General features: G+C 61.2%; 19 protein-coding genes. 12 read left to right on the plus strand and 7 right to left on the minus strand.

The genetic code is table 11. The annotated features are described in order from the left end of the window. Positions 1 to 409 precede the first annotated feature (409 nt). Complete coding sequence (locus CAF90_RS28735; protein ID WP_011332326.1) at positions 410 to 1,903, minus strand: CoA-acylating methylmalonate-semialdehyde dehydrogenase; 1,494 nt, start codon at positions 1,901 to 1,903, stop codon at positions 410 to 412. A 77-nt stretch (positions 1,904 to 1,980) separates the two neighbouring features. Further along, complete coding sequence (locus tag CAF90_RS28740) at positions 1,981 to 3,330, minus strand: aspartate aminotransferase family protein (protein WP_085609252.1); 1,350 nt, start codon at positions 3,328 to 3,330, stop codon at positions 1,981 to 1,983. A 139-nt stretch (positions 3,331 to 3,469) separates the two neighbouring features. Between CAF90_RS28740 and CAF90_RS28745 the strand changes: the two genes are divergently transcribed. From CAF90_RS28745 to CAF90_RS28770, 6 genes are all read left to right on the plus strand, one after another. Continuing rightward, a complete protein-coding gene (locus CAF90_RS28745; protein WP_007958517.1) occupies positions 3,470 to 4,390 on the plus strand; it encodes a LysR family transcriptional regulator in 921 nt (306 codons plus the stop codon). A gap of 95 nt (positions 4,391 to 4,485) precedes the next feature. Next, the gene (locus CAF90_RS28750; protein ID WP_085609253.1) at positions 4,486 to 5,136 is read left to right on the plus strand and encodes a TetR/AcrR family transcriptional regulator; all 651 of its coding nucleotides are present in this window, start codon (positions 4,486 to 4,488) and stop codon (positions 5,134 to 5,136) included. 8 nt (positions 5,137 to 5,144) lie between these two features. Next, the gene (locus CAF90_RS28755) at positions 5,145 to 5,726 is read left to right on the plus strand and encodes a YigZ family protein (protein WP_085609254.1); all 582 of its coding nucleotides are present in this window, start codon (positions 5,145 to 5,147) and stop codon (positions 5,724 to 5,726) included. Between the two features lie 537 nt (positions 5,727 to 6,263). Further along, positions 6,264 to 7,814 (plus strand): ABC transporter ATP-binding protein, encoded by a 1,551-nt coding sequence (locus tag CAF90_RS28760; protein ID WP_085609255.1) that lies wholly within the window; start codon positions 6,264 to 6,266, stop codon positions 7,812 to 7,814. A gap of 12 nt (positions 7,815 to 7,826) precedes the next feature. After that, entirely contained in the window at positions 7,827 to 8,933 is a 1,107-nt protein-coding gene (locus CAF90_RS28765; RefSeq protein WP_085609256.1) for an ABC transporter permease, read from the plus strand. Then, positions 8,933 to 9,859, plus strand: coding sequence for an ABC transporter permease (locus tag CAF90_RS28770; protein ID WP_085609257.1), 927 nt, complete (start codon positions 8,933 to 8,935; stop codon positions 9,857 to 9,859). Before CAF90_RS28765 ends, CAF90_RS28770 begins: the two co-directional genes overlap by 1 nt. On the opposite strand, the gene CAF90_RS28775 is transcribed toward CAF90_RS28770, so the two are convergent. Continuing rightward, entirely contained in the window at positions 9,856 to 10,272 is a 417-nt protein-coding gene (locus CAF90_RS28775; RefSeq protein WP_085609272.1) for a hypothetical protein, read from the minus strand. The genes CAF90_RS28770 and CAF90_RS28775 overlap by 4 nt on opposite strands. Before the next feature lie 83 nt (positions 10,273 to 10,355). On the opposite strand from CAF90_RS28775, the gene CAF90_RS28780 reads away from it, so the two are divergent. From CAF90_RS28780 to CAF90_RS28790, 3 genes are all read left to right on the plus strand, one after another. Next, complete coding sequence (locus CAF90_RS28780) at positions 10,356 to 10,706, plus strand: MerR family transcriptional regulator (protein ID WP_064593282.1); 351 nt, start codon at positions 10,356 to 10,358, stop codon at positions 10,704 to 10,706. Positions 10,707 to 10,733: 27 nt separating this feature from the next. Further along, positions 10,734 to 11,429: an SDR family oxidoreductase gene (locus CAF90_RS28785; RefSeq protein ID WP_085609258.1), complete on the plus strand. Its 696-nt coding sequence runs from the start codon at positions 10,734 to 10,736 to the stop codon at positions 11,427 to 11,429. A 257-nt stretch (positions 11,430 to 11,686) separates the two neighbouring features. Beyond that, positions 11,687 to 13,045 (plus strand): 8-oxoguanine deaminase, encoded by a 1,359-nt coding sequence (locus CAF90_RS28790; protein WP_085609259.1) that lies wholly within the window; start codon positions 11,687 to 11,689, stop codon positions 13,043 to 13,045. 143 nt (positions 13,046 to 13,188) lie between these two features. Here the strand turns inward: CAF90_RS28790 and CAF90_RS28795 are convergent, their stop codons facing one another. Continuing rightward, positions 13,189 to 14,280, minus strand: a complete 1,092-nt coding sequence (locus tag CAF90_RS28795) for a calcium:proton antiporter (protein WP_085609260.1) — start codon at positions 14,278 to 14,280, stop codon at positions 13,189 to 13,191. A gap of 287 nt (positions 14,281 to 14,567) precedes the next feature. Between CAF90_RS28795 and CAF90_RS28800 the strand changes: the two genes are divergently transcribed. The 3 genes from CAF90_RS28800 to CAF90_RS28810 all read left to right on the plus strand — a co-directional run bounded on the left by CAF90_RS28800 (position 14,568) and on the right by CAF90_RS28810 (position 17,784). After that, positions 14,568 to 15,641 carry a BMP family ABC transporter substrate-binding protein gene (locus CAF90_RS28800; RefSeq protein WP_085609261.1) on the plus strand — a complete coding sequence of 358 codons (1,074 nt, stop codon included), beginning with the start codon at positions 14,568 to 14,570 and terminating at the stop codon, positions 15,639 to 15,641. Between the two features lie 143 nt (positions 15,642 to 15,784). Further along, positions 15,785 to 16,750 carry a 2-oxoglutarate and iron-dependent oxygenase domain-containing protein gene (locus CAF90_RS28805; protein WP_085609262.1) on the plus strand — a complete coding sequence of 322 codons (966 nt, stop codon included), beginning with the start codon at positions 15,785 to 15,787 and terminating at the stop codon, positions 16,748 to 16,750. A gap of 80 nt (positions 16,751 to 16,830) precedes the next feature. Then, the gene (locus CAF90_RS28810) at positions 16,831 to 17,784 is read left to right on the plus strand and encodes an adenosine deaminase (protein ID WP_007958502.1); all 954 of its coding nucleotides are present in this window, start codon (positions 16,831 to 16,833) and stop codon (positions 17,782 to 17,784) included. A gap of 121 nt (positions 17,785 to 17,905) precedes the next feature. On the opposite strand, the gene CAF90_RS28815 is transcribed toward CAF90_RS28810, so the two are convergent. The 3 genes from CAF90_RS28815 to CAF90_RS28825 form a co-directional block, all read right to left on the minus strand. Further along, positions 17,906 to 19,288 (minus strand): MFS transporter, encoded by a 1,383-nt coding sequence (locus tag CAF90_RS28815; RefSeq protein WP_085609263.1) that lies wholly within the window; start codon positions 19,286 to 19,288, stop codon positions 17,906 to 17,908. Positions 19,289 to 19,414: 126 nt separating this feature from the next. Then, entirely contained in the window at positions 19,415 to 20,149 is a 735-nt protein-coding gene (locus CAF90_RS28820) for a helix-turn-helix transcriptional regulator (RefSeq protein ID WP_085609264.1), read from the minus strand. A gap of 305 nt (positions 20,150 to 20,454) precedes the next feature. Beyond that, positions 20,455 to 21,384: a LysR family transcriptional regulator gene (locus CAF90_RS28825; RefSeq protein WP_007958495.1), complete on the minus strand. Its 930-nt coding sequence runs from the start codon at positions 21,382 to 21,384 to the stop codon at positions 20,455 to 20,457. Positions 21,385 to 21,469: the final 85 nt, after the last annotated feature.

A 21,469-nucleotide genomic window follows, 5' to 3' on the forward strand; every position in this document is an offset into this window, starting at 1 on the left:
AGTGATTATTTTCAGAAGTTTCCGAAGATTTCTTCAACAACTTCAACCACTTGCGCTTCCGATCTCTCGTTAGCGGGAGGCGAATTCTACAGCGTTACATGCTGCTGTCAACACCTCTTTTTCTCCGCTTTCGACCGAGAAGATCGAACCGTTGAAAGCGCCAGATAAACCGGCATTTCCAACTCCCTCCAGGCTTCGATGAACTGAAGCGACCCACCTTCGAAACCTACTTAACTCATTGAATCTCAAGGAGTTTTCCGTTTCGACTGCGCCGGAAGTGGGACGAATTATAGAGACTCAGAATCTGCCGTCAACCCTTAATTTCATAAATCTGTCATATCGGTCAAAAAAGTCCCGAAACGCGAAGGCCGACCTAAATAGGTCGGCCTTCTTTGCACTGCCCTTCTACTTACAAGCTAGGGAAAGCGAATTGCGAAGCCTCATGGCTCGCACGCTGTGGCCAGCGCTGAGTGATCGCCTTGCGACGGGTATAGAAGCGCACACCATCCGGACCATAGGCATGCAGGTCGCCAAACAGCGAACGCTTCCAGCCACCGAAGCTGTGGTAAGCCACCGGCACCGGCAATGGAACGTTGACGCCGACCATGCCGACTTCGATCTCGTCGCAGAACAGACGCGCCGCTTCACCGTCACGAGTGAAGATGCAGGTACCGTTGCCGTATTCGTGATCGTTGATCAGTTGCATCGCCTCTTCCAGGCTGTTCACCCGGACGACGCACAGCACCGGCCCGAAGATCTCTTCTTTATAGATGCGCATCTCAGGCGTGACGTTGTCGAACAGGCAGCCACCCAGGAAGAAGCCTTCTTCATGACCGGCAACGCTCAGACCACGACCGTCGACCACCAGGGTCGCGCCCGCCGCCACGCCGTCTTCGACATAACCGCTGACCTTGTCGCGCGCCTGACCGGTAACCAGCGGCCCCATGTCCAGACCGCAAGAAGTGCCGGCACCGATTTTCAGCGCCTTGATCTGTGGAACCAGTTTGGCCACCAGTGCGTCCGCCACCTGATCGCCCACACACACGGCAACCGAGATCGCCATGCAGCGTTCGCCGCAAGAACCGTAAGCCGCGCCCATCAGTGCGCTGACCGCGTTGTCCAGATCCGCATCCGGCATCAGCACCGCGTGGTTCTTCGCGCCGCCCAGAGCCTGAACGCGTTTGCCGCGCTTGGTGCCTTCGGCATAGATGTATTCGGCAATCGGGGTCGAGCCCACGAAGCTCAACGCTTTGACTTCCGGCGCTTCGATCAGCGCGTCCACCGCAGTCTTGTCACCGTGGACCACGCTCAGCACGCCTTTCGGCAGGCCGGCTTCCAGCAGCAGTTGCGCGATCAGCAGGGTCGAGCTCGGATCACGCTCGGACGGCTTGAGGATGAAGCAGTTGCCGCAGACGATCGCCAACGGATACATCCACAGCGGCACCATCGCCGGGAAGTTGAACGGCGTAATGCCGGCCACCACGCCCAGCGGCTGGAAGTCCGACCAGGCATCAATGTTCGGGCCGACATTGCGGCTGTACTCGCCCTTGAGGATTTCCGGCGCTGCGCAGGCGAACTCGACGTTCTCGATACCGCGCTTCAGTTCACCGGCAGCGTCTTCCAGAGTCTTGCCGTGCTCTTCGCTGATCAATTGCGCGATGCGCGCTTCGTTCTGCTCCAGCAGTTGCTTGAAACGGAACATCACCTGAGCACGTTTGGCTGGTGGCGTGTTGCGCCAGGCCGGGAAAGCAGCCTTGGCGGCATCGATGGCGTGCTGGATAGTTTCGCGGCTGGCCAGCGGCAGCTTGTGGATAGCCTGACCGGTGGACGGGTTGAACACATCGACCGCGCGACCGTTCTCGGTCACCAGTTCGCCATTGATCAAATGCGGGATAACGCTCATCGGGAAACTCCTGAATTCTTGTGCGCAGACGCCCGCAAGGGGCGCCTGCTATTGGCGTATCTATATAGAAGGAAAAATCAGTCGAGCTTGTTCAGCACTTCGCCGACCGCGTCGAACAGACGATCAAGGTCCTGCGGCTTGCTGTTGAAGGTTGGGCCGAACTGCAGGGTGTCGCCGCCGAAACGCACGTAGAACCCGGCTTTCCACAACGCCATACCGGCTTCGAACGGACGCACGATGGCGTCGCCGTCACGGCCCGCGATCTGGATCGCACCGGCCAGGCCGTAGTTACGAATGTCGATGATGTTCTTCGCGCCTTTCAGACCATGCAGGGCATTTTCGAAATGTGGCGCGACTTCGGCCACGCTCTGTACCAGGTTTTCCTTTTGCAGCAGGTCGAGTGCCGCAAGACCCGCGGCGCAAGCCACCGGGTGCGCGGAATAGGTGTAGCCGTGCGGGAATTCCACGGCGTATTCCGGGGTCGGCTGGTTCATGAAGGTCTGATAAATCTCGGAGCTGGCAATCACCGCGCCCATCGGGATCGCGCCGTTGGTGACTTGCTTGGCGATGCACATCAGATCCGGGGTCACGCCGAAGGTGGTGGCTCCGAACATGGTGCCGGTACGGCCGAACCCGGTGATCACTTCGTCGAACACCAGCAGGATATTGTGCTGATCGCAGATTTCACGCAGACGCTTGAGGTAGCCCTGTGGCGGAACCAGCACGCCAGCGGAGCCGGCCATCGGCTCAACGAACACCGCTGCGATGTTCGAAGCATCGTGCAGCTCGATCAGCTTCAGCAGCTCATCGGCCAGCGCGATACCGCCCTGCTCCGGCATGCCACGGGAGAAAGCATTGCTCGCCAGCAGAGTGTGCGGCAGGTGATCGACGTCCATCATCGCCTGACCGAACAGCTTGCGGTTGCCGTTGACGCCACCGAGGCTGGTGCCGGCGATGTTCACACCGTGGTAACCACGGGCACGGCCGATCATCTTGGTCTTGGTCGACTGGCCTTTCAGGCGCCAGTAAGCGCGGACCATTTTCACTGCGGTATCGGCACACTCGGAGCCCGAGTCAGTGAAGAACACGTGATTCAGATTGCCCGGCGTCAGGTCGGTGATTTTCTCCGCCAGCTGGAACGACAGCGGGTGGCCGTACTGGAAGCCCGGCGAGTAATCGAGAGTGCCCAACTGCTTGGCCACCGCTTCCTGGATTTCCTTGCGGGTATGCCCGGCGCCGCAGGTCCACAGACCGGACAGCGAGTCGTACACCTTGCGGCCCTTGTCGTCGATCAGCCAGCTGCCTTCGGCGCCGACGATCAGACGCGGATCGCGCTGGAAGTTGCGGTTGGCGGTGTACGGCATCCAGTGCGCGTCCAGCTTCAGTTGGCTGGCCAGTGGCGACGACGCGTTTTCAGGCATGTTCATCGGGCAAAACCTCACAGGGCAATAAGCTTCAGAGAGATAGAAAGCGTTGTTGCAGCTAAATTGCCACGCGGATAAAGTCGGTGAAATTCAACTCTTCTAACCTTCAGTTAGAACTCTGCTAAACAATGAGAACAACAGCATGAGCAGCCGTCGCCCCGATCCACTGGCCCAGGTCAGTGACTTTGACATTCGCCTGCTGCGGATTTTTCGCAGCGTGGTGGAGTGCGGCGGCTTCTCGGCGGCGGAAACCGTGCTCGGCATCGGTCGCTCGGCGATCAGCCAGCAGATGAGCGATCTGGAGCAACGCCTGGGCCTGCGTCTGTGCCAGCGCGGGCGCGCCGGTTTCTCCCTGACCGAAGAAGGTCGCGAGGTCTATCAGTCGGCGTTGCAGCTTTTAAGTGCGCTGGAAAGTTTCCGCACCGAGGTCAACGGCCTGCACCAGCACTTGCGTGGCGAGTTGATCATCGGCCTGACCGACAACCTTGTCACCCTGCCCCACATGCGCATCACCCACGCGCTCGCGCAGTTGAAGGAGCGCGGGCCGGACGTACAGATCCAGATCCGCATGATCGCCCCCAACGAAGTCGAACAAGGCGTACTCGACGGACGCCTGCATGTCGGCGTGGTGCCGCAGGCCAGCGCGTTGTCGGGATTGGAATATCAGCCGCTGTACAGCGAACGTTCACTTCTCTACTGCGCAGTTGGTCATCCGCTATTTTACGTCGACGATAAACAGCTGGATGACGAACGCCTGAACAGTCAGGACGCTATCGCCCCGACCTTCCGTTTGCCGGCAGAGATCCAGGCGCACTATCAGGCACTCAATTGCACCGCCAGCGCTTCCGACCGCGAAGGCATGGCGTTCCTGATTCTGACCGGGCGTTACATCGGCTACCTGCCGGATCACTACGCCAGTCTCTGGGTTCAACAAGGTCGCTTGCGCGCACTCAAGGCCAGCACCCGCTTCTATGATTTGAGCCTGGCCTCGGTCACCCGCAAGGGTCGTCGCCCGCATCTGGTACTGGAAAGTTTTCTCGAAAGCCTCGCCGCCACCCGCTGACGGCCGGGGTTTTATTCGCCCGGGGCTTGTCCCGCGCCGGTGGTTGCGCTATCAACGCAACTGGTTGCACCCCACAGACCAACCCGGAAGTGCCTATGACCTTTGAAGTCCCCGCTCACGGCGGCAAACCTGCCAGCCGCATTCGTCAGAAGAACGAAGAGACCATCATCAAAGCCGCCGAAGACGAGTTCGCCCGTCACGGGTACAAAGGCACGAGCATGAACACCATCGCCACCAAGGCCGGGCTGCCCAAGGCGAACCTGCATTACTACTTCACCAACAAGCTCGGGTTGTACGTGGCGGTGCTGAGCAACATCCTTCAATTGTGGGACAGCACCTTCAACTCCCTCACGGCCGACGACGACCCGGCTGAAGCACTGACCCGCTACATCCGCGCAAAAATGGAATTCTCCCGTCGCCAGCCGCAAGCTTCGCGAATCTTCGCGATGGAAGTGATCAGCGGCGGCGAATGCCTGACCGAATATTTCAACCAGGATTACCGCGCCTGGTTCCAGGGCCGCGCCGGCGTGTTCCAGGCCTGGATCGACGCGGGCAAAATGGACCCGGTCGACCCGGTACACCTGATCTTCCTCTTGTGGGGCAGCACCCAGCATTACGCCGACTTCGCCACCCAGATCTGCCGGGTGACCGGTCGCAGCAAGTTGACCAAACAGGACATGGAAGACGCCGGCGACAACCTGATCCGCATCATCCTCAAAGGCTGCGGCCTCACTTCTTCTATATAAGTCGTTTTATGCCATTCACCCTCAGCGGCTTTTGCGAATTCCGCGAAGAGATTCGCAAAAGCCGTTTCATCACCTTCGCCGCGCCGATCGGCAGCCCTGCCGAGGCGCAAGCCTTCATCGAGCAGCACAGCGACTTGAACGCTTCGCACAATTGCTGGGCGTGGAAGCTCGGCGACCAGTACCGCAGCAACGACGACGGCGAACCCGGTGGCACTGCCGGGCGGCCGATTCTCGCGGCCATCGAGGCGCAGGACTGCGATCAGGTCGCGGTGCTGGTGATCCGCTGGTACGGCGGCATTCAACTGGGCACCGGCGGTCTGGCCCGGGCCTATGGCGGCGGCGCCAACAAATGTCTGCAAACCGCGCCGAAGATCGAGTTGATCAGTCGCGTGCCCGTGCGTTGCGCCTGCGCTTTCAGTGAACTGGCGCTGGTGAAGCTGCGGGTCGCCGATCTGGGCGGATTGGTGGTGGAGGAAAACTTCACCGCCAATGGTGTCGAGCTGCAACTGGCCGTGGGCGAAGCGCACATCGAGCTGTTGCAGAATCAGCTGGCCGACCTGAGCCGTGGGCGAATCCTGCTGCAACGTTGAAGCCCCGCCATGTTTTGGGGCGCCAGCCCGTTTGCTTATGCCCGAGAATTGCCCACATCCGCTGTGCACCCGGCTGTGGATAACCTGAGCACAGGACGCTGTAACCCTTCTGTCACGTGGCTTTGCGGGATTTGTTCACTTTTCGTCCAATCGCCCATCACAACAAACAATTTCACGTAAAAACAATCGCTTAGCGTCGTTTATCGCCTTTAGAAGAAAGCCCACCAGTGCTTATGCCCGGGATTTTGTCTTGCGCACAAATACTGTGGAGCAACCTGTGGATAAGCCGTTCATGACTGGCGCAGTCGCAGGTTCTGCATGGCTTCGACGAGGTTGCTCGTTTTTTGATCAGCCAAGCGCGGGCAAAACTGGAGCCTGATCAAGGGCTTTGCCCTCAAGTGGTGCCGCGCAAGACGTCGAATTCATTTCAAAGGCTCTACGCCACAGGCTGGCAAACAGCGGCTGCCTGCGTTCCTGACTCAATGGCCAGGAAATTGCTTTATCCACAGGCACAACTCCAAGCAACCCGAGCCTGTCATGCCAAACCCCACGTCCACACCGCGCCTGCAACTGCGCCACATCAGCAAACGTTATCCCGGTTGCCTCGCCAATGACGCCATCGACCTGAGCATCGCCCCCGGTGAAATCCACGCGCTGCTCGGTGAAAACGGTGCAGGTAAAAGCACGTTGATGAAGATCATCTACGGCGTCACCCAGGCCGATTCGGGCGAGATGCTGTGGCAAGGTCAACCGGTGAGCATGCGCAACCCGGCCCAGGCGCGGCAGTTGGGCATCGGCATGGTGTTCCAGCATTTCTCGCTGTTCGAGACCCTGAGCGTGGCGCAGAACATTGCATTGGCGATGGGTGCAGCGTCCGGTTCGCCGAAACAGCTTGAGGCGAAAATCCGTGAAGTGTCGCGCCGATATGGCATGGCGCTGGAGCCCCAGCGACTTGTCCACAGCCTGTCGATCGGCGAGCGGCAACGGGTCGAGATCGTTCGTTGCCTGATGCAGGACATTCGCCTGCTGATTCTCGATGAGCCAACCTCGGTGCTCACGCCGCAGGAAGCCGACGAGCTGTTCATCACCCTGCGCCGGCTCGCGGCTGAGGGCTGCAGCATTCTGTTCATCAGCCACAAACTCGGCGAGGTGCGCGCCTTGTGTCACAGCGCCACAGTTCTGCGCGGCGGTCGGGTGGCCGGCCATTGCGTGCCGGCCGACTGTACTGATCGGCAACTGGCGCAATTGATGGTCGGAGAAGCCGCGACATTGATCGGCGAGTTCACGAAGGTCACCGGTGGCGCGGCGTTCTTGCAGGTCAGCGGATTGAACTGGCACAACCCGGATCCGTTCGGCTGCTCCCTGAGCGACATCGACCTGCAGGTGCGCAGCGGTGAAATCGTCGGCATCGCCGGCGTGGCGGGCAACGGTCAGGACGAGTTACTGGCCTTGCTCAGCGGCGAGCAGACACTGCCCCGCGATGCAGCGCAAACCATCCGCTTCCGAGAACGCGCCGTCGCCGATCAGCGCCCGGATGCACGACGCAAACTCGGCCTGGCGTTCGTCCCCGCCGAACGACTCGGGCATGGCGCGGTGCCGGACATGAGTCTGGCGGACAACGCCCTGCTCACCGCTTTTCAACAAGGCTTGGTCAGCCACGGCTTGATCGAGCGCGGCAAGGTCGAAACCCTCGCCCGAACGATCATCCAGCGCTTCGGCGTGAAAACCCCGGACACCCAGACCGCCGCCCGCAGCCTGTCCGGCGGCAACCTGCAGAAATTCATCCTTGGCCGGGAAATCCTCCAGCAACCGAAACTGCTGATCGCCGCGCACCCGACCTGGGGCGTGGATGTTGGCGCGGCGGCCACCATTCACCGGGCGCTGATTGCCCTGCGCGATGCCGGGGCGGCGATTCTGGTGATCTCCGAAGACCTCGACGAACTGTTCCAGATCAGCGACCGCCTCGGCGCGCTGTGCGGCGGGCGCCTGTCGGCGTTGCAGGACACGGCGCAAACCCGCCTCAGCGACGTCGGCGGCTGGATGGCCGGCCAGTTCGACACCCCTCAATCACAACCGGCCACGGTTTAACGGAGTTTTCCCATGTTGCTTTCCCTCGAACCCCGTGGCCGGCAATCGCGCCTGATGCTGTGGTGCTCGCCGGTGCTGGCGGCGACGCTGACGCTGGTCTGCGGATCTTTGCTGTTCGTCGCCCTTGGCCACGATCCGCTGAAGACTTTGCACACCTTGCTGATCGCCCCGGTCAGCGACCTGTACGGCGTCTCCGAACTGCTGGTCAAAACCCTGCCGATCCTGTTGTGCGCGCTGGGCCTCGCAGTGGCCTATCAGGCGCGGATCTGGAACATCGGCGCCGAAGGCCAGTTGCTGCTCGGCGCCCTTGCCGGCAGTGCGCTGGCGGTAAATATCATCGATATGCAAAGCCGCTGGGCGCTGGTGCTGATCCTGCTCACCGGCACCCTCGCCGGCGCCGCGTGGGCCGGGCTCACCGCCTGGTTGCGCACACGCTTCAACGCCAACGAAATCCTCACCAGCATCATGCTCAATTACATCGCGCTGAACCTGCTGCTGTTCTGCGTGCACGGGCCGCTGAAAGATCCGGCCGGATTCAATTTCCCCGAGTCGGCGATGTTCAGCGATGCCAGCCGCCTGCCGCTGTTGATGGAGGACGGTCGGGCCCACATCGGCGTGTATTTCGCCTTGCTCGCGCTGGTCGCGGTGTGGGTGTTGCTGCAGAAAAGCTTCGTCGGTTTCCAGATCAAGGTGTTGGGGCTGGACAAACGTGCGGCAGGATTCGTCGGGTTTCGCGAAAAGCGTCTGATCTGGCTCGCACTGCTGATCAGTGGTGGATTGGCGGGGCTTGCCGGTGTTTGCGAAGTCACCGGGCCGATCGGCCAACTGGTGCCGCAAGTCTCGCCGGGCTACGGCTATGCGGCGATCACCGTGGCATTTCTCGGGCGGCTCAATCCCATCGGCATTCTGTTTTCCAGCCTGTTGATGGCGCTGCTGTACATCGGTGGCGAGAGCGCGCAGATGACGCTGAATCTGCCGCAGGCGATCACCCAGTTGTTCCAGGGAATGATGCTGTTTTTCCTGCTGGCCTGTGACGTGCTGATCCTCTATCGGCCACGCCTGAACCTGCGCTGGGTGCGGCGCACTTCTACCACCGCCGTAACCGCCGGAGCGCTGTGATGGATATCGATCTGCTGAGCAATATTTTCTACGCCATGGTGCGCTGCGGTACGCCATTGCTGTTGGTGGCGCTGGGTGAACTGATTTGCGAAAAGAGCGGCGTACTCAACCTCGGTCAGGAAGGCATGATGCTGTTTGGCGCGGTGATCGGTTTCATCGTCGCGTTCAACAGCGGCAACCTGTGGCTCGGCGTGGTGCTCGCGATGCTCGCCGGGATGTTGCTGTCGTCGCTGTTTGCCCTGGTGGCTCTGGTGTTCAACGCCAATCAGGTGGCAACCGGTCTGGCGCTGACGATTTTTGGTGTGGGCCTGTCGACCTTTGTCGGCGCAGCGTGGGTCGGCAAACCGCTGGCGGGATTCGAGCCGCTGGCGATTCCTTACTTGAGCGAAATCCCACTGATTGGGCGGATGCTGTTTGCCCAGGATCTGTTGGTGTACCTGTCGTTCGCGCTGTTTGCGCTGGTGGCATGGGTGATCGTGAAAAGCCGCGTCGGGCTGATCATTCAAGCGGTCGGCGAGAATCCTGATGCGGCCAGTGCCATGGGCTTGCCGGTGCTGACCGTGCGCACACTGGCGGTGCTGTTCGGCGGCGCGATGGCCGGACTGGCCGGAGCTTATCTGTCGCTGGCGTACACGCCGATGTGGGCCGAGAACATGACCGCCGGACGCGGCTGGATCGCGCTGGCGCTGGTGGTGTTCGCCAGTTGGCGGGTATGGCGGTTGCTGCTCGGCGCGTATCTGTTCGGACTCGCCAGCATCCTGCACCTGGTGGCGCAGGGGTTGGGGCTGGCGATTCCTTCGAGTCTGCTGGCGATGCTGCCGTACGTCGCGACCATTCTGGTGCTGGTGTTGTTGTCGCGCGATGCAGTGCGTACACGGCTGTATGCACCGGTTTCACTGGGACAGCCGTGGCAGGCCGGGCACTAAGCCGTGACAGCTCGCGACAGCGGCCGAACCGGTAACACCTGAGCGATGCCCCACGCCACTTCGAGAACCAGGAATCCCACCAGCAACGAACTGGCGCCGTGGGCCAGGGCATACGTCATCCACGCGGCGAACAGAAACCGCGTCACCGCGTCATAGCGCCCATAAACCGGCTGCGGATCACGAATCCGCAGCACCGCCCACATGCACACCACCGAACCGAACAAATTGGCTATCAGCAGATGCGCAGGTTCGAACGGCGGCAGCTCGCCGGGCAGTTCCAGCGCCTGGCTCAGCGCCGTCAGCAACCCATGCAACACAGCAAAACTCCACGGCGTGACAAACGCCGCCGTCACGATCAAGTCATACCAGGCACTGCCGCGCACCAACTGCCGATACTGCGTTGAAGTCCACATCATCCTTGCTCCAAAATTTCAGGGAGCAACCACGGTAAAGCCTGGAGTATGCTCCAGGGTCAAACACTTTCGAGACCTGCAAGATGCGCATCGGTGAGTTGGCCCAGGCCTGCGATGTCAGCCGTGACACGCTGCGTTTTTACGAGGAGCGCGGATTGATCGCGGCGCAACGTAGCGCCAACGGTTATCGCGATTATCCGCCGGAGATGGTGCAATTGGTGCTCTACATCAAAACGGCGCAGCGTCTGGGCTTTACTCTCGGCGAGATCGGCAGCAGCGTTGGCGCGCTGTGGCAATCGCCAAATCCCGACACCACCGTCACGCAACTGCTGCAAGACAAACTCAAGCTGGTCGAAACCCGCATGGCCGAGCTCGGTGAGTTGCGCCAGGAGTTGCAGCATCGGCTCGGTCAACGTTGTCCATTGAACCCGTGATCTTTCAACTTTCAAGGAAAGCCAATCATGTCCGCACTTAATCCTGCCAAGCACGCACTGATCATCGGCGCCTCCCGGGGCCTGGGCCTGGGACTGGTGAAAACCCTGCTGGCCGACGGCTGGCGAGTCACCGCCACGGTTCGCAACCCTTCCAACGCCGAGGCGCTGAAAGCACTGGGTAACGTGCAAGTCGAAAAGCTCGACATGGATGACCAGCAAGCAGTGATTGCCCTGAGCCAGCAGCTCAAGGGCGAGACCTTTGACCTGCTGTTCGTCAACGCCGGAGTCAAAGGCCCTGACGTGCAAACTCCGGGCGGCGCGACGCTGGCGGAAGTCGGTCAGTTGTTCTTCACCAACGCGGTGGCACCGATCAATCTGGCACAGCGCTTTGTCGGGCAGATCCGCGACGGCAGCGGCGTACTGGCGTTCATGAGTTCGGTGCTCGGCAGCGTGACCATGCCCGACGCGCCGGAACTGGCGCTGTACAAGGCCAGCAAGGCGGCGCTGAACTCGATGACCAACAGCTTCGTCACGCAACTGGGCGATCAGAAACTCACCGTGCTGTCGCTGCATCCGGGCTGGGTGAAAACCGACATGGGCGGCGAAGGTGCCGACATCGACGTGGAGACCAGCACCCGTGGTCTGGTGGATCAGGTCGATGCGTTTGCCGGCAAGGGCGGCCATCACTTCGTGAACTACAAAGGTGAAACCATTCCCTGGTAATCAACAGATTCCCAATGTGGGAGCGAGCCTGCTCGCGATGGCGGTGGATCAGCCAGGAAATATGTCGACTGAAACTCCGTCATCGCGAGCAGGCTCGCTCCTACAAAGGGATTGTGGTGTCTGGTCGGGTTGGGCTTGCCCGCCGCAACATTTTGTTCGAAACTCAGCACCTCGTCCTTCGCGGCGACCCTGGATCAGCAGACAGGGCAACACTGAGCTGGCAACCCTGAACCCAACTTTCAGAGGAGCCGGCCACAATGCCTGCGACCCGTATCTGGTTAAAAAATCCCCTCGCCATTTTCACGGCCAACGGCCTCGATGCCCGTGGCGGTCTGGTGCTGCAAGACGGTGTGATCACCGAAGTGCTCGGCGCCGGCCAGCAACCTTCCGCCCCCTGCAATGAAGTGTTCGACGCTCGTGAGCACGTGATCCTGCCGGGCCTGATCAACACCCATCACCACTTCTATCAGACCCTGACCCGCGCCTGGGCGCCGGTGGTCAATCAGCCGTTGTTCCCGTGGCTGAAAACCCTGTACCCGGTCTGGGCGCGCCTGACCCCGGAAAAACTCGCCCTCGCCACCAAGGTCGCGCTGGCCGAGCTGCTGCTGTCGGGTTGCACCACCGCCGCCGACCACCATTACCTGTTCCCGGATGGCCTGGAAAACGCCATCGACGTGCAAGTTGAAACCGTGCGCGAACTGGGCATGCGCGCCATGCTCACGCGTGGTTCGATGAGCCTCGGCGAGAAGGACGGCGGCCTGCCTCCGCAGCAGACCGTGCAGGAAGGCCAGGTGATTCTCGACGACAGCCAGCGGCTGATTCACGAGTACCACGAACGTGGTGACGGCGCGCAAATCCAGATCGCTCTGGCGCCGTGCTCGCCGTTCTCGGTGACCCCGGAAATCATGTCCGCCAGCGCCGAACTGGCGAACAAACTCGATGTGCGTCTGCACACCCACCTTGCCGAAACCCTCGACGAAGAAGACTTCTGCCTGCAACGCTTCGGCCTGCGCACTGTGGATTATCTGGACAGCGTCGACTGGCTCGGCCCGCGCACGTGGCTGGCCCACGGCATCCATTTCAACCCCGACGAAATCGCCCGCCTCGGCGCGGCCGGCACCGGCATCTGCCATTGCCCGAGCTCGAACATGCGCCTGGCGTCCGGCATCTGCCCGAGCATCGATCTGACCGATGCCGGCGCGTTGTTCGGCATCGGTGTGGATGGTTCGGCGTCCAACGATGCGTCGAACATGATCCTCGAAGCACGTCAGGCCCTGTACATCCAGCGCCTGCGTTACGGCGCCGAGAAAATCACCCCGGAACGTGTGCTGGGCTGGGCGACCAAGGGTTCGGCGAGCCTGTTGGGTCGCACCGATATCGGCGAACTGGCGGTCGGCAAGCAGGCGGATCTGGCGTTGTTCAAACTCGATGAACTGCGTTTCTCCGGCAGCCATGACCCGATCTCGGCATTGCTGTTGTGCGGTGCGGATCGTGCGGATCGCGTGATGGTCGGCGGCAAGTGGCGTGTGGTTGACGGGCAGGTTGAAGGACTGGATCTCAAAGGCCTGATTGCCGATCACAGCCAGGCGGCTCGGCAGTTGATCGCCGGCACCTGATCCCTCCTCCTGACCTGATGATCGTTCCCACGCTCTGCGTGGGAATGCAGCCATGGACGCTCTGCGTCCGACGTTGGACGCAGAGCGTCCCGGTATGCATTACCACGCGGAGCGTGGGAACGATCGGTCAGCGATGGTCGCCTTCAAAGGCCCAGCAGCGACAACATGATGAACGTCGCAAACAGCACAAAGTGGGTCATGCCCTCGATGGCATTGGTCTCGCCGTCATTGAGGTTGATCGCGCTGACGATCAGCGTGATGAAGATCATCACCGTCTGCACCGGCGTCATCGCCATCTGAAACGGTTGCCCCGTATAGAGCGCCATCGCTTCCATCACCGGCACCGTCAAAATCACCGTCGACAACGAAGCGCCCATTGCAATGTTGACCACCGACTGCATCCGGTTGGCCAACGCCGCGCGTAACGCAGTCAGAATCTCCGGCGCTGCCGAGATCGCTGCCACCAGAATCGCCGTGATCACCGGCGGTGCGCCCGTCCCTTCCAGGCCCAGATCGAGGGTCTTGGACATCACCTCGGCCAGTGCGCCGATCACCACCACGCCGAACACCAGAATGCCGATCGACAGCGCCAGGCTGACCGGTTTCGGCTCTTCTTCCACGGGCTCTTTCTTGCGGCGTTTGTCCGGGTAGCTGTAGCTGAAAAAGTAGCTGTGCGGGCCGACCTGCATGCGCAGGAACAACGCATAAAGCACCACCATCGCGCCGATGGTGAACGCCGAATAAATTTTCCAGTTGGCCTCGGGAATGAACTCCGGCACCACCATCGACACGCCCATGGCGGTGAGGATCATCACGCTGTAACTGCGGGCCGAGTCGTCGTTGTAGGACTGCTCACCATGCTTGATCCCGCCCATCAATGCGGCGAGGCCGAGGATGCCGTTGATGTCGAGCATCACCGCCGAATAGATCGTGTCGCGCACCAGCGTCGGCGAGGCTTCGTTGCTCATCATGATCGCCAGGATCACCACTTCCACCAGCACGGCGGCCAGGGTCAGGATCATCGTGCCGTACGGGTCGCCGACTTTTTCCGCAAGCAATTCGGCCTGATGGGCGACGCGCATCGAGGCGGCGACGATGAACGCGATCAGCACCAGGCCGGCCGTCAGCGCGACGATCTGGCCGCTGTGCAGCAGCCAGTGCTCCAGCGGATACGCGACAAAAGCCGCGATCAGGGCCAGCAGCAGAAAGCTTTCTTGCTTGAGGATCGTGAGCATGGCGGGCCTTTTGGCGCAGGGGTTCGAATGAGCTACTGACTGCGGGGCGGCGCTAATGGTTCGTTACACCTTAGCGCACCAGTGGATGGCGTCCGTGTACGGACATGCACTTTTTTCGGCCCGGCCGGCCTCATCGCGAGCAAGCTCGCTCCCACAGGGATCGCGGTGCTTTTGTGGGAGCGAGCTTGCTCGCGAAGGTCCCGCCGCGATTTCGACTCGATTTGTTGTCCGCTTGGTCAGTCTTTTGCATTGCCCTCCCCACACACAACAAAAGGGAGTTCGCGTTCATGCAAAAACGTCCACTGCAAACACTGCTGTGCATCGCCATGGGCCTTGGCCTCAGCCTGAGCGCCAGTGCCGCCGATCCACTGAAAGTCGGCTTCGTCTACATCGGCCCCATCGGCGACCACGGCTGGACGTATCAGCATGAACAGGGGCGCAAGGCGCTGGCGGAAAAACTCGGCACGCAGATCACCACCAACTACGTGGAGAACGTCGCCGAGGGCGCCGATGCCGAGCGGGTGATCCGCAACATGGCCAAGGACAAGTACGACCTGATCTTCACCACCTCTTTCGGCTACATGAACCCAACGGTGAAAGTCGCCAAACAGTTTCCCAAGGTGACCTTCGAACACGCCACCGGCTACAAGCAGGACAAGAACCTCGGCACCTATCTCGCGCGCACCTACGAGGGGCGTTACGTCGGTGGTTTCCTCGCGGCGAAGATGACCAAGACCAAAAAGATCGGCTACGTCGCCTCGTTCCCGATCCCGGAAGTGATCCGCGACATCAACGCGATCCAGCTGGCCCTGAACAAGTACAACCCCGGCACCGAGATAAAAGTGGTGTGGGTCAACTCGTGGTTCGATCCGGGCAAGGAGGCCGACGCGGCCAACGCGCTGATCGATCAGGGCGTGGACGTGGTGTTCCAGCACACCGACAGCCCGGCGCCGATCCAGGCCGCCGAACGACGTGGTGTCTATGCCGTGGGCTACGCTTCGGACATGGCGCACTTCGGCCCGAAAGCGGTGCTGACTTCAATCGTCAACGACTGGGCGCCGCACTACATTCAGGCGACCCAGAGCGTGATCGACCACACCTGGAAAGCCCAGGACTACTGGGGCGGGTTGAAGGAAGGCACGGTCGAACTGCCGATCAGCGATCTGGTGCCGGCACCGGTGAAGGCCGAAGCCGAGCAGATCATCGCCGACATCAAGAGCGGCACCTTGCAACCGTTCACCGGGCCGATCAAGGATCAGGCCGGCGTCGAGAAAATCCCGGCGGGGGTCAGCGCGACCAATGCGGAACTGGCGTCGATGAATTACTACGTCGAAGGCATGAAGGCCGAGATGCCGAAGTAATCCCGGCCCCACCACCATTCCCTTGTGGGAGCGGGCTTGCTCGCGAAAGCGTTTTATCAGGCAACTCATGTATCAACTGATACGACGCCTTCGCGAGCAAGCCCGCTCCCACAGTTGGATCTCTGCGTATTCAAGGATTGTGCATGAACAGCCTTCCGATCATCGACATCTCGCCGCTCTACTCCGACGACCAGAACGCCTGGCCCGCCGTCGCCGAACAGATCGACCACGCCTGCCGCGAATGGGGCTTTTTCTACATCAAGGGCCACCCGATTTCTGCGCAGCGTATCGAATCCCTGCTCGATCACGCACAGCGCTTCTTTGCGCAACCGGCAGAAGAAAAACTCAAGATCGACATCACCCAGACTGTCCATCACCGCGGCTACGGCGCCATCGCCACCGAACAGCTCGACCCGGACAAACCCAGCGACCTCAAGGAAACCTTCGACATGGGCCTGCACCTGCCGGCCGATCATCCCGAGGTGCTGGCAGCAAAACCTTTGCGTGGCCCCAACCGTCATCCGGCCATTCCCGGCTGGGAAGCGCTGATGGAGCAGCATTACCTCGACATGCAGGCCCTCGCGCAAACCCTGTTGCGGGCCATGACCCTGGCACTGGGTATCGAACGCGACTTCTTCGACACGCGCTTCAACGAGCCGGTCAGCGTACTGCGAATGATCCACTACCCGCCGCGCCACACCGCCAGTTCCGCCGAACAGCAAGGTGCTGGCGCGCACACCGATTACGGCTGCATCACGCTGCTTTATCAGGACACCGCCGGCGGCTTGCAGGTGAAAAACGTCAAAGGCCGGTGGATCGACGCGCCGCCCATCGACGGCACCTTCGTGGTCAACCTCGGCGACATGATGGCGCGCTGGAGCAATGACCGTTATCGCTCGACTCCGCACCGGGTCATCAGCCCGCTCGGCGTGGATCGCTACTCGATGCCGTTTTTCGCCGAACCGCACCCGGACACCCGCATCGAGTGCCTGCCCGGTTGCCAGGACGCACAGCATCCGGCGAAATATCCGACCACCACCTGCGCCGAATTCCTGCTGTCGCGCTTCGCCGATACCTACGCCTATCGACGGGAGCAGGAAGCGGTGTGATGGATCGGTTGGTCAGGTTTTGCCAATTGTTTCGGCGGGCATCTGTAGAATGCCGTCATTGCACCTGATGAGAAAAGAATATGTACGACTGGCTCAACGCCCTGCCCAAGGCCGAACTGCACCTGCACCTCGAAGGCTCGCTGGAGCCCGAGCTGCTGTTCGCCCTGGCCGAACGCAACAAGATCGCCCTGCCGTGGAGCGACGTCGAAACCCTGCGCAAGGCCTACGCCTTCAACAATCTGCAGGAATTCCTCGACCTGTATTACCAGGGCGCCGACGTGCTGCGCACCTCCCAGGATTTCTACGACCTGACCTGGGCCTATCTGCTGCGCTGTAAAGAACAGAACGTGATCCACACCGAACCGTTCTTCGATCCGCAGACCCATACCGACCGTGGCATCCCGTTCGAAGTGGTGCTCAACGGCATCGCCGCCGCGCTGAAAGATGGCGAGCAGCAACTGGGCATCACCAGCGGTTTGATCCTGAGCTTCCTGCGCCACCTGAGCGAAGACGAAGCGCAGAAAACCCTCGACCAGGCGCTGCCGTTCCGTGATGCATTCGTCGCCGTAGGTCTGGACAGTTCCGAAATGGGTCACCCGCCGAGCAAGTTCCAGCGCGTGTTTGATCGTGCCCGTCACGAAGGTTTCCTGACCGTCGCCCATGCAGGCGAAGAAGGCCCGCCGGAGTACATCTGGGAAGCCATCGACCTGCTGAAAATCCAGCGTATCGACCATGGCGTACGCGCCATCGAAGACGAGCGCCTGATGCAGCGGATCATCGACGAGCAGATCCCGCTGACCGTGTGCCCGCTGTCGAACACCAAGCTCTGCGTGTTCGATCACATGTCGCAGCACAACATCCTCGACATGCTCGAGCGCGGCGTGAAGGTCACGGTGAACTCCGATGACCCGGCGTACTTCGGTGGTTACGTGACCGAGAACTTCCACGCGCTGCACACTCACCTGGGCATGACCCAGGATCAGGCCAAGCGCCTGGCGCAGAACAGCCTGGATGCGCGGTTGGTGAAACCATAAGCAACAGCACGTAACCAATGTGGGAGCGAGCTTGCTTGCGAATAGGGTCTGTCATTCAACGAAGATGTTGTTTGATACACCACTTTCGCGAGCAAGCTCGCTCCCACAGTTGGTTTAGGGTTCAGCCAATAACTTCTGCTTCGGTCAATTCCTCCAAGGTTTTACCCCGCGTCTCCATCCCGAACAGCCACACCACCCCCGCCGCAATCGCAAAACACAACGCCCCCAGCGCAAACACCCCGCCCTGCCCGGTAATCGGGAACACCAGTCCGGTGACCAACGGCCCGAGCAGCGAACCTACGCGTCCAATGGCCGAGGCGAATCCCGAGCCCGTCGCCCGCGCCGAGGTCGGATACAGTTCCGGCGTGTAGGTGTAGAGCACCGCCCACATGCCGAACAGGAAAAACTGCATCAACAGCCCCGTGCCGATCAGCAGCGCGACGTTGCCGCCAAACACCGCGCTTTGTCCGTACAGAAACGCCATCACCCCGCCGCCGAGCAACGTGACGATGCACACAGGCTTTCGTCCCCAACGCTCCACCAGCCAGGCCGCCATCAGGAAGCCGGGAATCCCGCCGAGGGAAATCAGCACCGTGTAATACACCGACTGAGTTACGGCGAAACCCGATTGTTGCAATAACGCACTGAGCCAGGACGTCAGGCCGTAGAAACCCAGTAGTGCGAAGAACCACAGGCTCCAGATCATCGTCGTGCGCTGGCGATACAGCGGTGACCAGATCTGTTTGAGTGCCGAAAGGAAATGGCCCGGTGGAGTCACGCTGCGTGGCAGGCGAACCGGCTCCGGCAAGGCAGCACCGCCGAGCGATGCCTGTACCCGCGCCTCAATCCCGCGCAACACCTTGTCCGCCGCGTCATGTTTGCCGGCCTGCTCCAGCCAGCGCGGCGACTCGGGAATGAAAAAGCGGATCGCCAGCACGAACACCGCCGGTACCGCCAACACCAGAAAGATGTCGCGCCAGCCAATCAACGGCAGCAGGAAATACGACAGCACGCCCGCCGCGACGAAACCCAGCGGCCAGAAACCGTCCATCAAGGCGATGTAGCGTCCCCGGCGCTGGGCAGGAATCAACTCCGACAGCATCGACTGGGCAATCGGAAACTCCATGCCCATGCCGATGCCCAGCAGAATGCGAAACAGCGTCAGGCTCTCGACCGTCTGCGCCGTGGAGCACAGGTAACTGGCCAGCCCCCACAGGACGATGCTCCACTGGAACACCGGTTTGCGACCGAACCGATCCGCCAGCAATCCGGACAGCGACGCCCCCAGCACCATGCCGAAAAAACTCGAACTGGCCAGCAGGCCGGCCTGCGCACTGCTCAGGCCGAACTCGGCTTTGATCGAGCCGAGCAGGAAGGTCATCATCGCCAGATCCATGGAGTCGAAGAAAAACGCCAGGGCGATGATGATGAAGATGATCCGGTGATAACCGCTGACTGGCAGGCGCTCCAGTCGATCTGCCGCGCTGAAGTTTCCCGTGTCCATGCCACCTCCTCAATCCGAAAAGTCCCCGGATCGAGTGTGCGCGATAGCGGTTGCGCGCCTGTGCCAGATGCGACGTGTTCGCAGCCGTTGACGACGCTCAATAGCAAACCAGTGGAAGAAAGCGCTCTACAACGCCATTTCCAGCTCGGTTTCACAGGCGAAACGATGAATTTCCCGCTGGCCCGCCGCCGTCAGTTGCAGGGCTCTGGAATCGTTGGGCAGCACCAGCCAGCCCGACTGCATGAACAGCTGCAACAACGCCGCCCCCAACGCCCCCCCCATGTGTGGACGACGTTCGCTCCAGTCCGGGCAGGCGCACGCCACCTGGGCGTCACGATGGGCCAGCGCCTGGATGTACACCCCGCGCCCGGCCAGTTGAGTCGAGCCTTTATGCGTGACCACCACTCTATGCTCAAGCTGCTCGATCCAGCCGGCGTCGAGCAGACGCTGGTAAAGGTCGGCGGCCAGCGTTCCACCCAGATGGTCGTCGCAAAACCGAGCGCGCAGCAGTGACGAAGGCGCGGCCTGGGGTCTGACGACCGGCGAGGCACGCTTGAACACGTCGGGAATTTCTCGCGGAGCGCTGGCCAGCGTGGCGCTGGCGAGCGCTTCGATGGCCGCGCCGATTTCGGGAGCCGCCAGGCGGAAGAAGCGTTTGCGACCGCGCGCCTCGACCTTCAACAGACCGCCAGCGGACAAGCGCCCCAGATGCGCACTGGCCGATGACGGCGAAAGCCCCGCCAGCAACGCCAGCTCCTCGGTCTGACGCGCCGAGCCATCCATGAGCGCCCACATCATTGCGCTGCGTTTGGGATCGGCCAGCAACGTGGCGATCTGGCTGATGCAAGGTGCATGTTCCATCTATTCACTCCCTGTTGAATCGTATCGTCTACAGCTCATAGACATCTTGACCAGTAATCAGTCGTCGGCCAAGGCGCGCAAAATACCTTGAGCCCAAGCGAGGCAGCGCGCCGCAGCAAGGAAACCGCAGCACTGTCGCGACCCTCGTCCCTACCCGGCCGGTTGCGGTCTGATCGTTCTCGCATCGGCCTTTTGGTGCGGGCATCAGGCGGCCGCTAGTATAAGCGGGTTGCTCGCGGCGTCCTGCGCCGGAGCGGCCGTGGTTGGTGATTGTTCCTGAGAGAAATTTCGCTATTTACCTGCGACTAATGGTCAGACTTCTGGAAAACGGGAAAACGGCTACTCAATTCGGCGCAACGGCTGGCGAGCATCTCCCTCAGAAGGTTCACTGGCTTACTCAATTGTGCGCGATGGGCGCACAGCAGATTCAGCGGAGCGCGTTCGCAGAGCAGCTCCGGCAACAGCACTTTCAGCCGCCCCGCCAGCACATCACCGGCCACATCGAGCCACGACTTGTAGGCGATGCCGGCTCCCGCCACCGCCCACAGGCGCACCACATCGGCGTCGTCACTGAAGCGGTCGCCACTGACGGTCAGGCCGACCTCGCGCTTGCCGTCGTGGAAACTCCAATGGTCGTGCACCCGGCCGCCGAGCATGTACAGCAGGCAGTTGTGCTGAGCGAGCTGTTCCAGATGCAGCGGCTCGCCGTGCCGGGCCAGGTAGGCCGGTGATGCGCACAGCACCCGTCGGTTGTGCGGGGCAATCGGCAGCGCCACCAGACTCGAATCCTCCGGCTCGCCATAGCGCAAGGCGATGTCCACCGGCTGGCGAAACAGGTCGGCGATGCGGTCACCCAGCAACAGGCGCACCGTCAGTTTCGGGTGTTCACGTTGAAAGTCATCGAGCCACGGCAACAGCAGATTGCGCCCGAAATCCGAAGGCGCCGACAGCTGCAGGATTCCGCTGACCTGATCCTGCCCGCTGGCCAGCAGACGCCGACCCTCATCAAGGTTGCTCAGCGCCGCCCGGGCGTACTCGAGAAACCCTTCACCTTCAGCCGTCAGCCGCAAACTACGAGTGGAGCGTGCCAACAACCGCGCGCCCAGTTGCTGTTCGATACGCTTGAGCGCAGCACTGGCCACGGCGGCGGACATGTCCATCACCCGCGCCGCCGCCGACAGGCTGCCCAGATCCGCCGCCCGGACAAACAACTGCAAGTCATCGAAACGCAGCATCGTCAGCCCCCGATTATCAAAAAAATATTGAAAGAGACTGCTCTTTTAGCCGGTTTTATCTCCGGCAGAAATAGCCAATCATGCC

The organism is Pseudomonas sp. B37(2017), from assembly GCF_002112885.1.
GTDB lineage: Bacteria > Pseudomonadota > Gammaproteobacteria > Pseudomonadales > Pseudomonadaceae > Aquipseudomonas > Aquipseudomonas paraglycinae.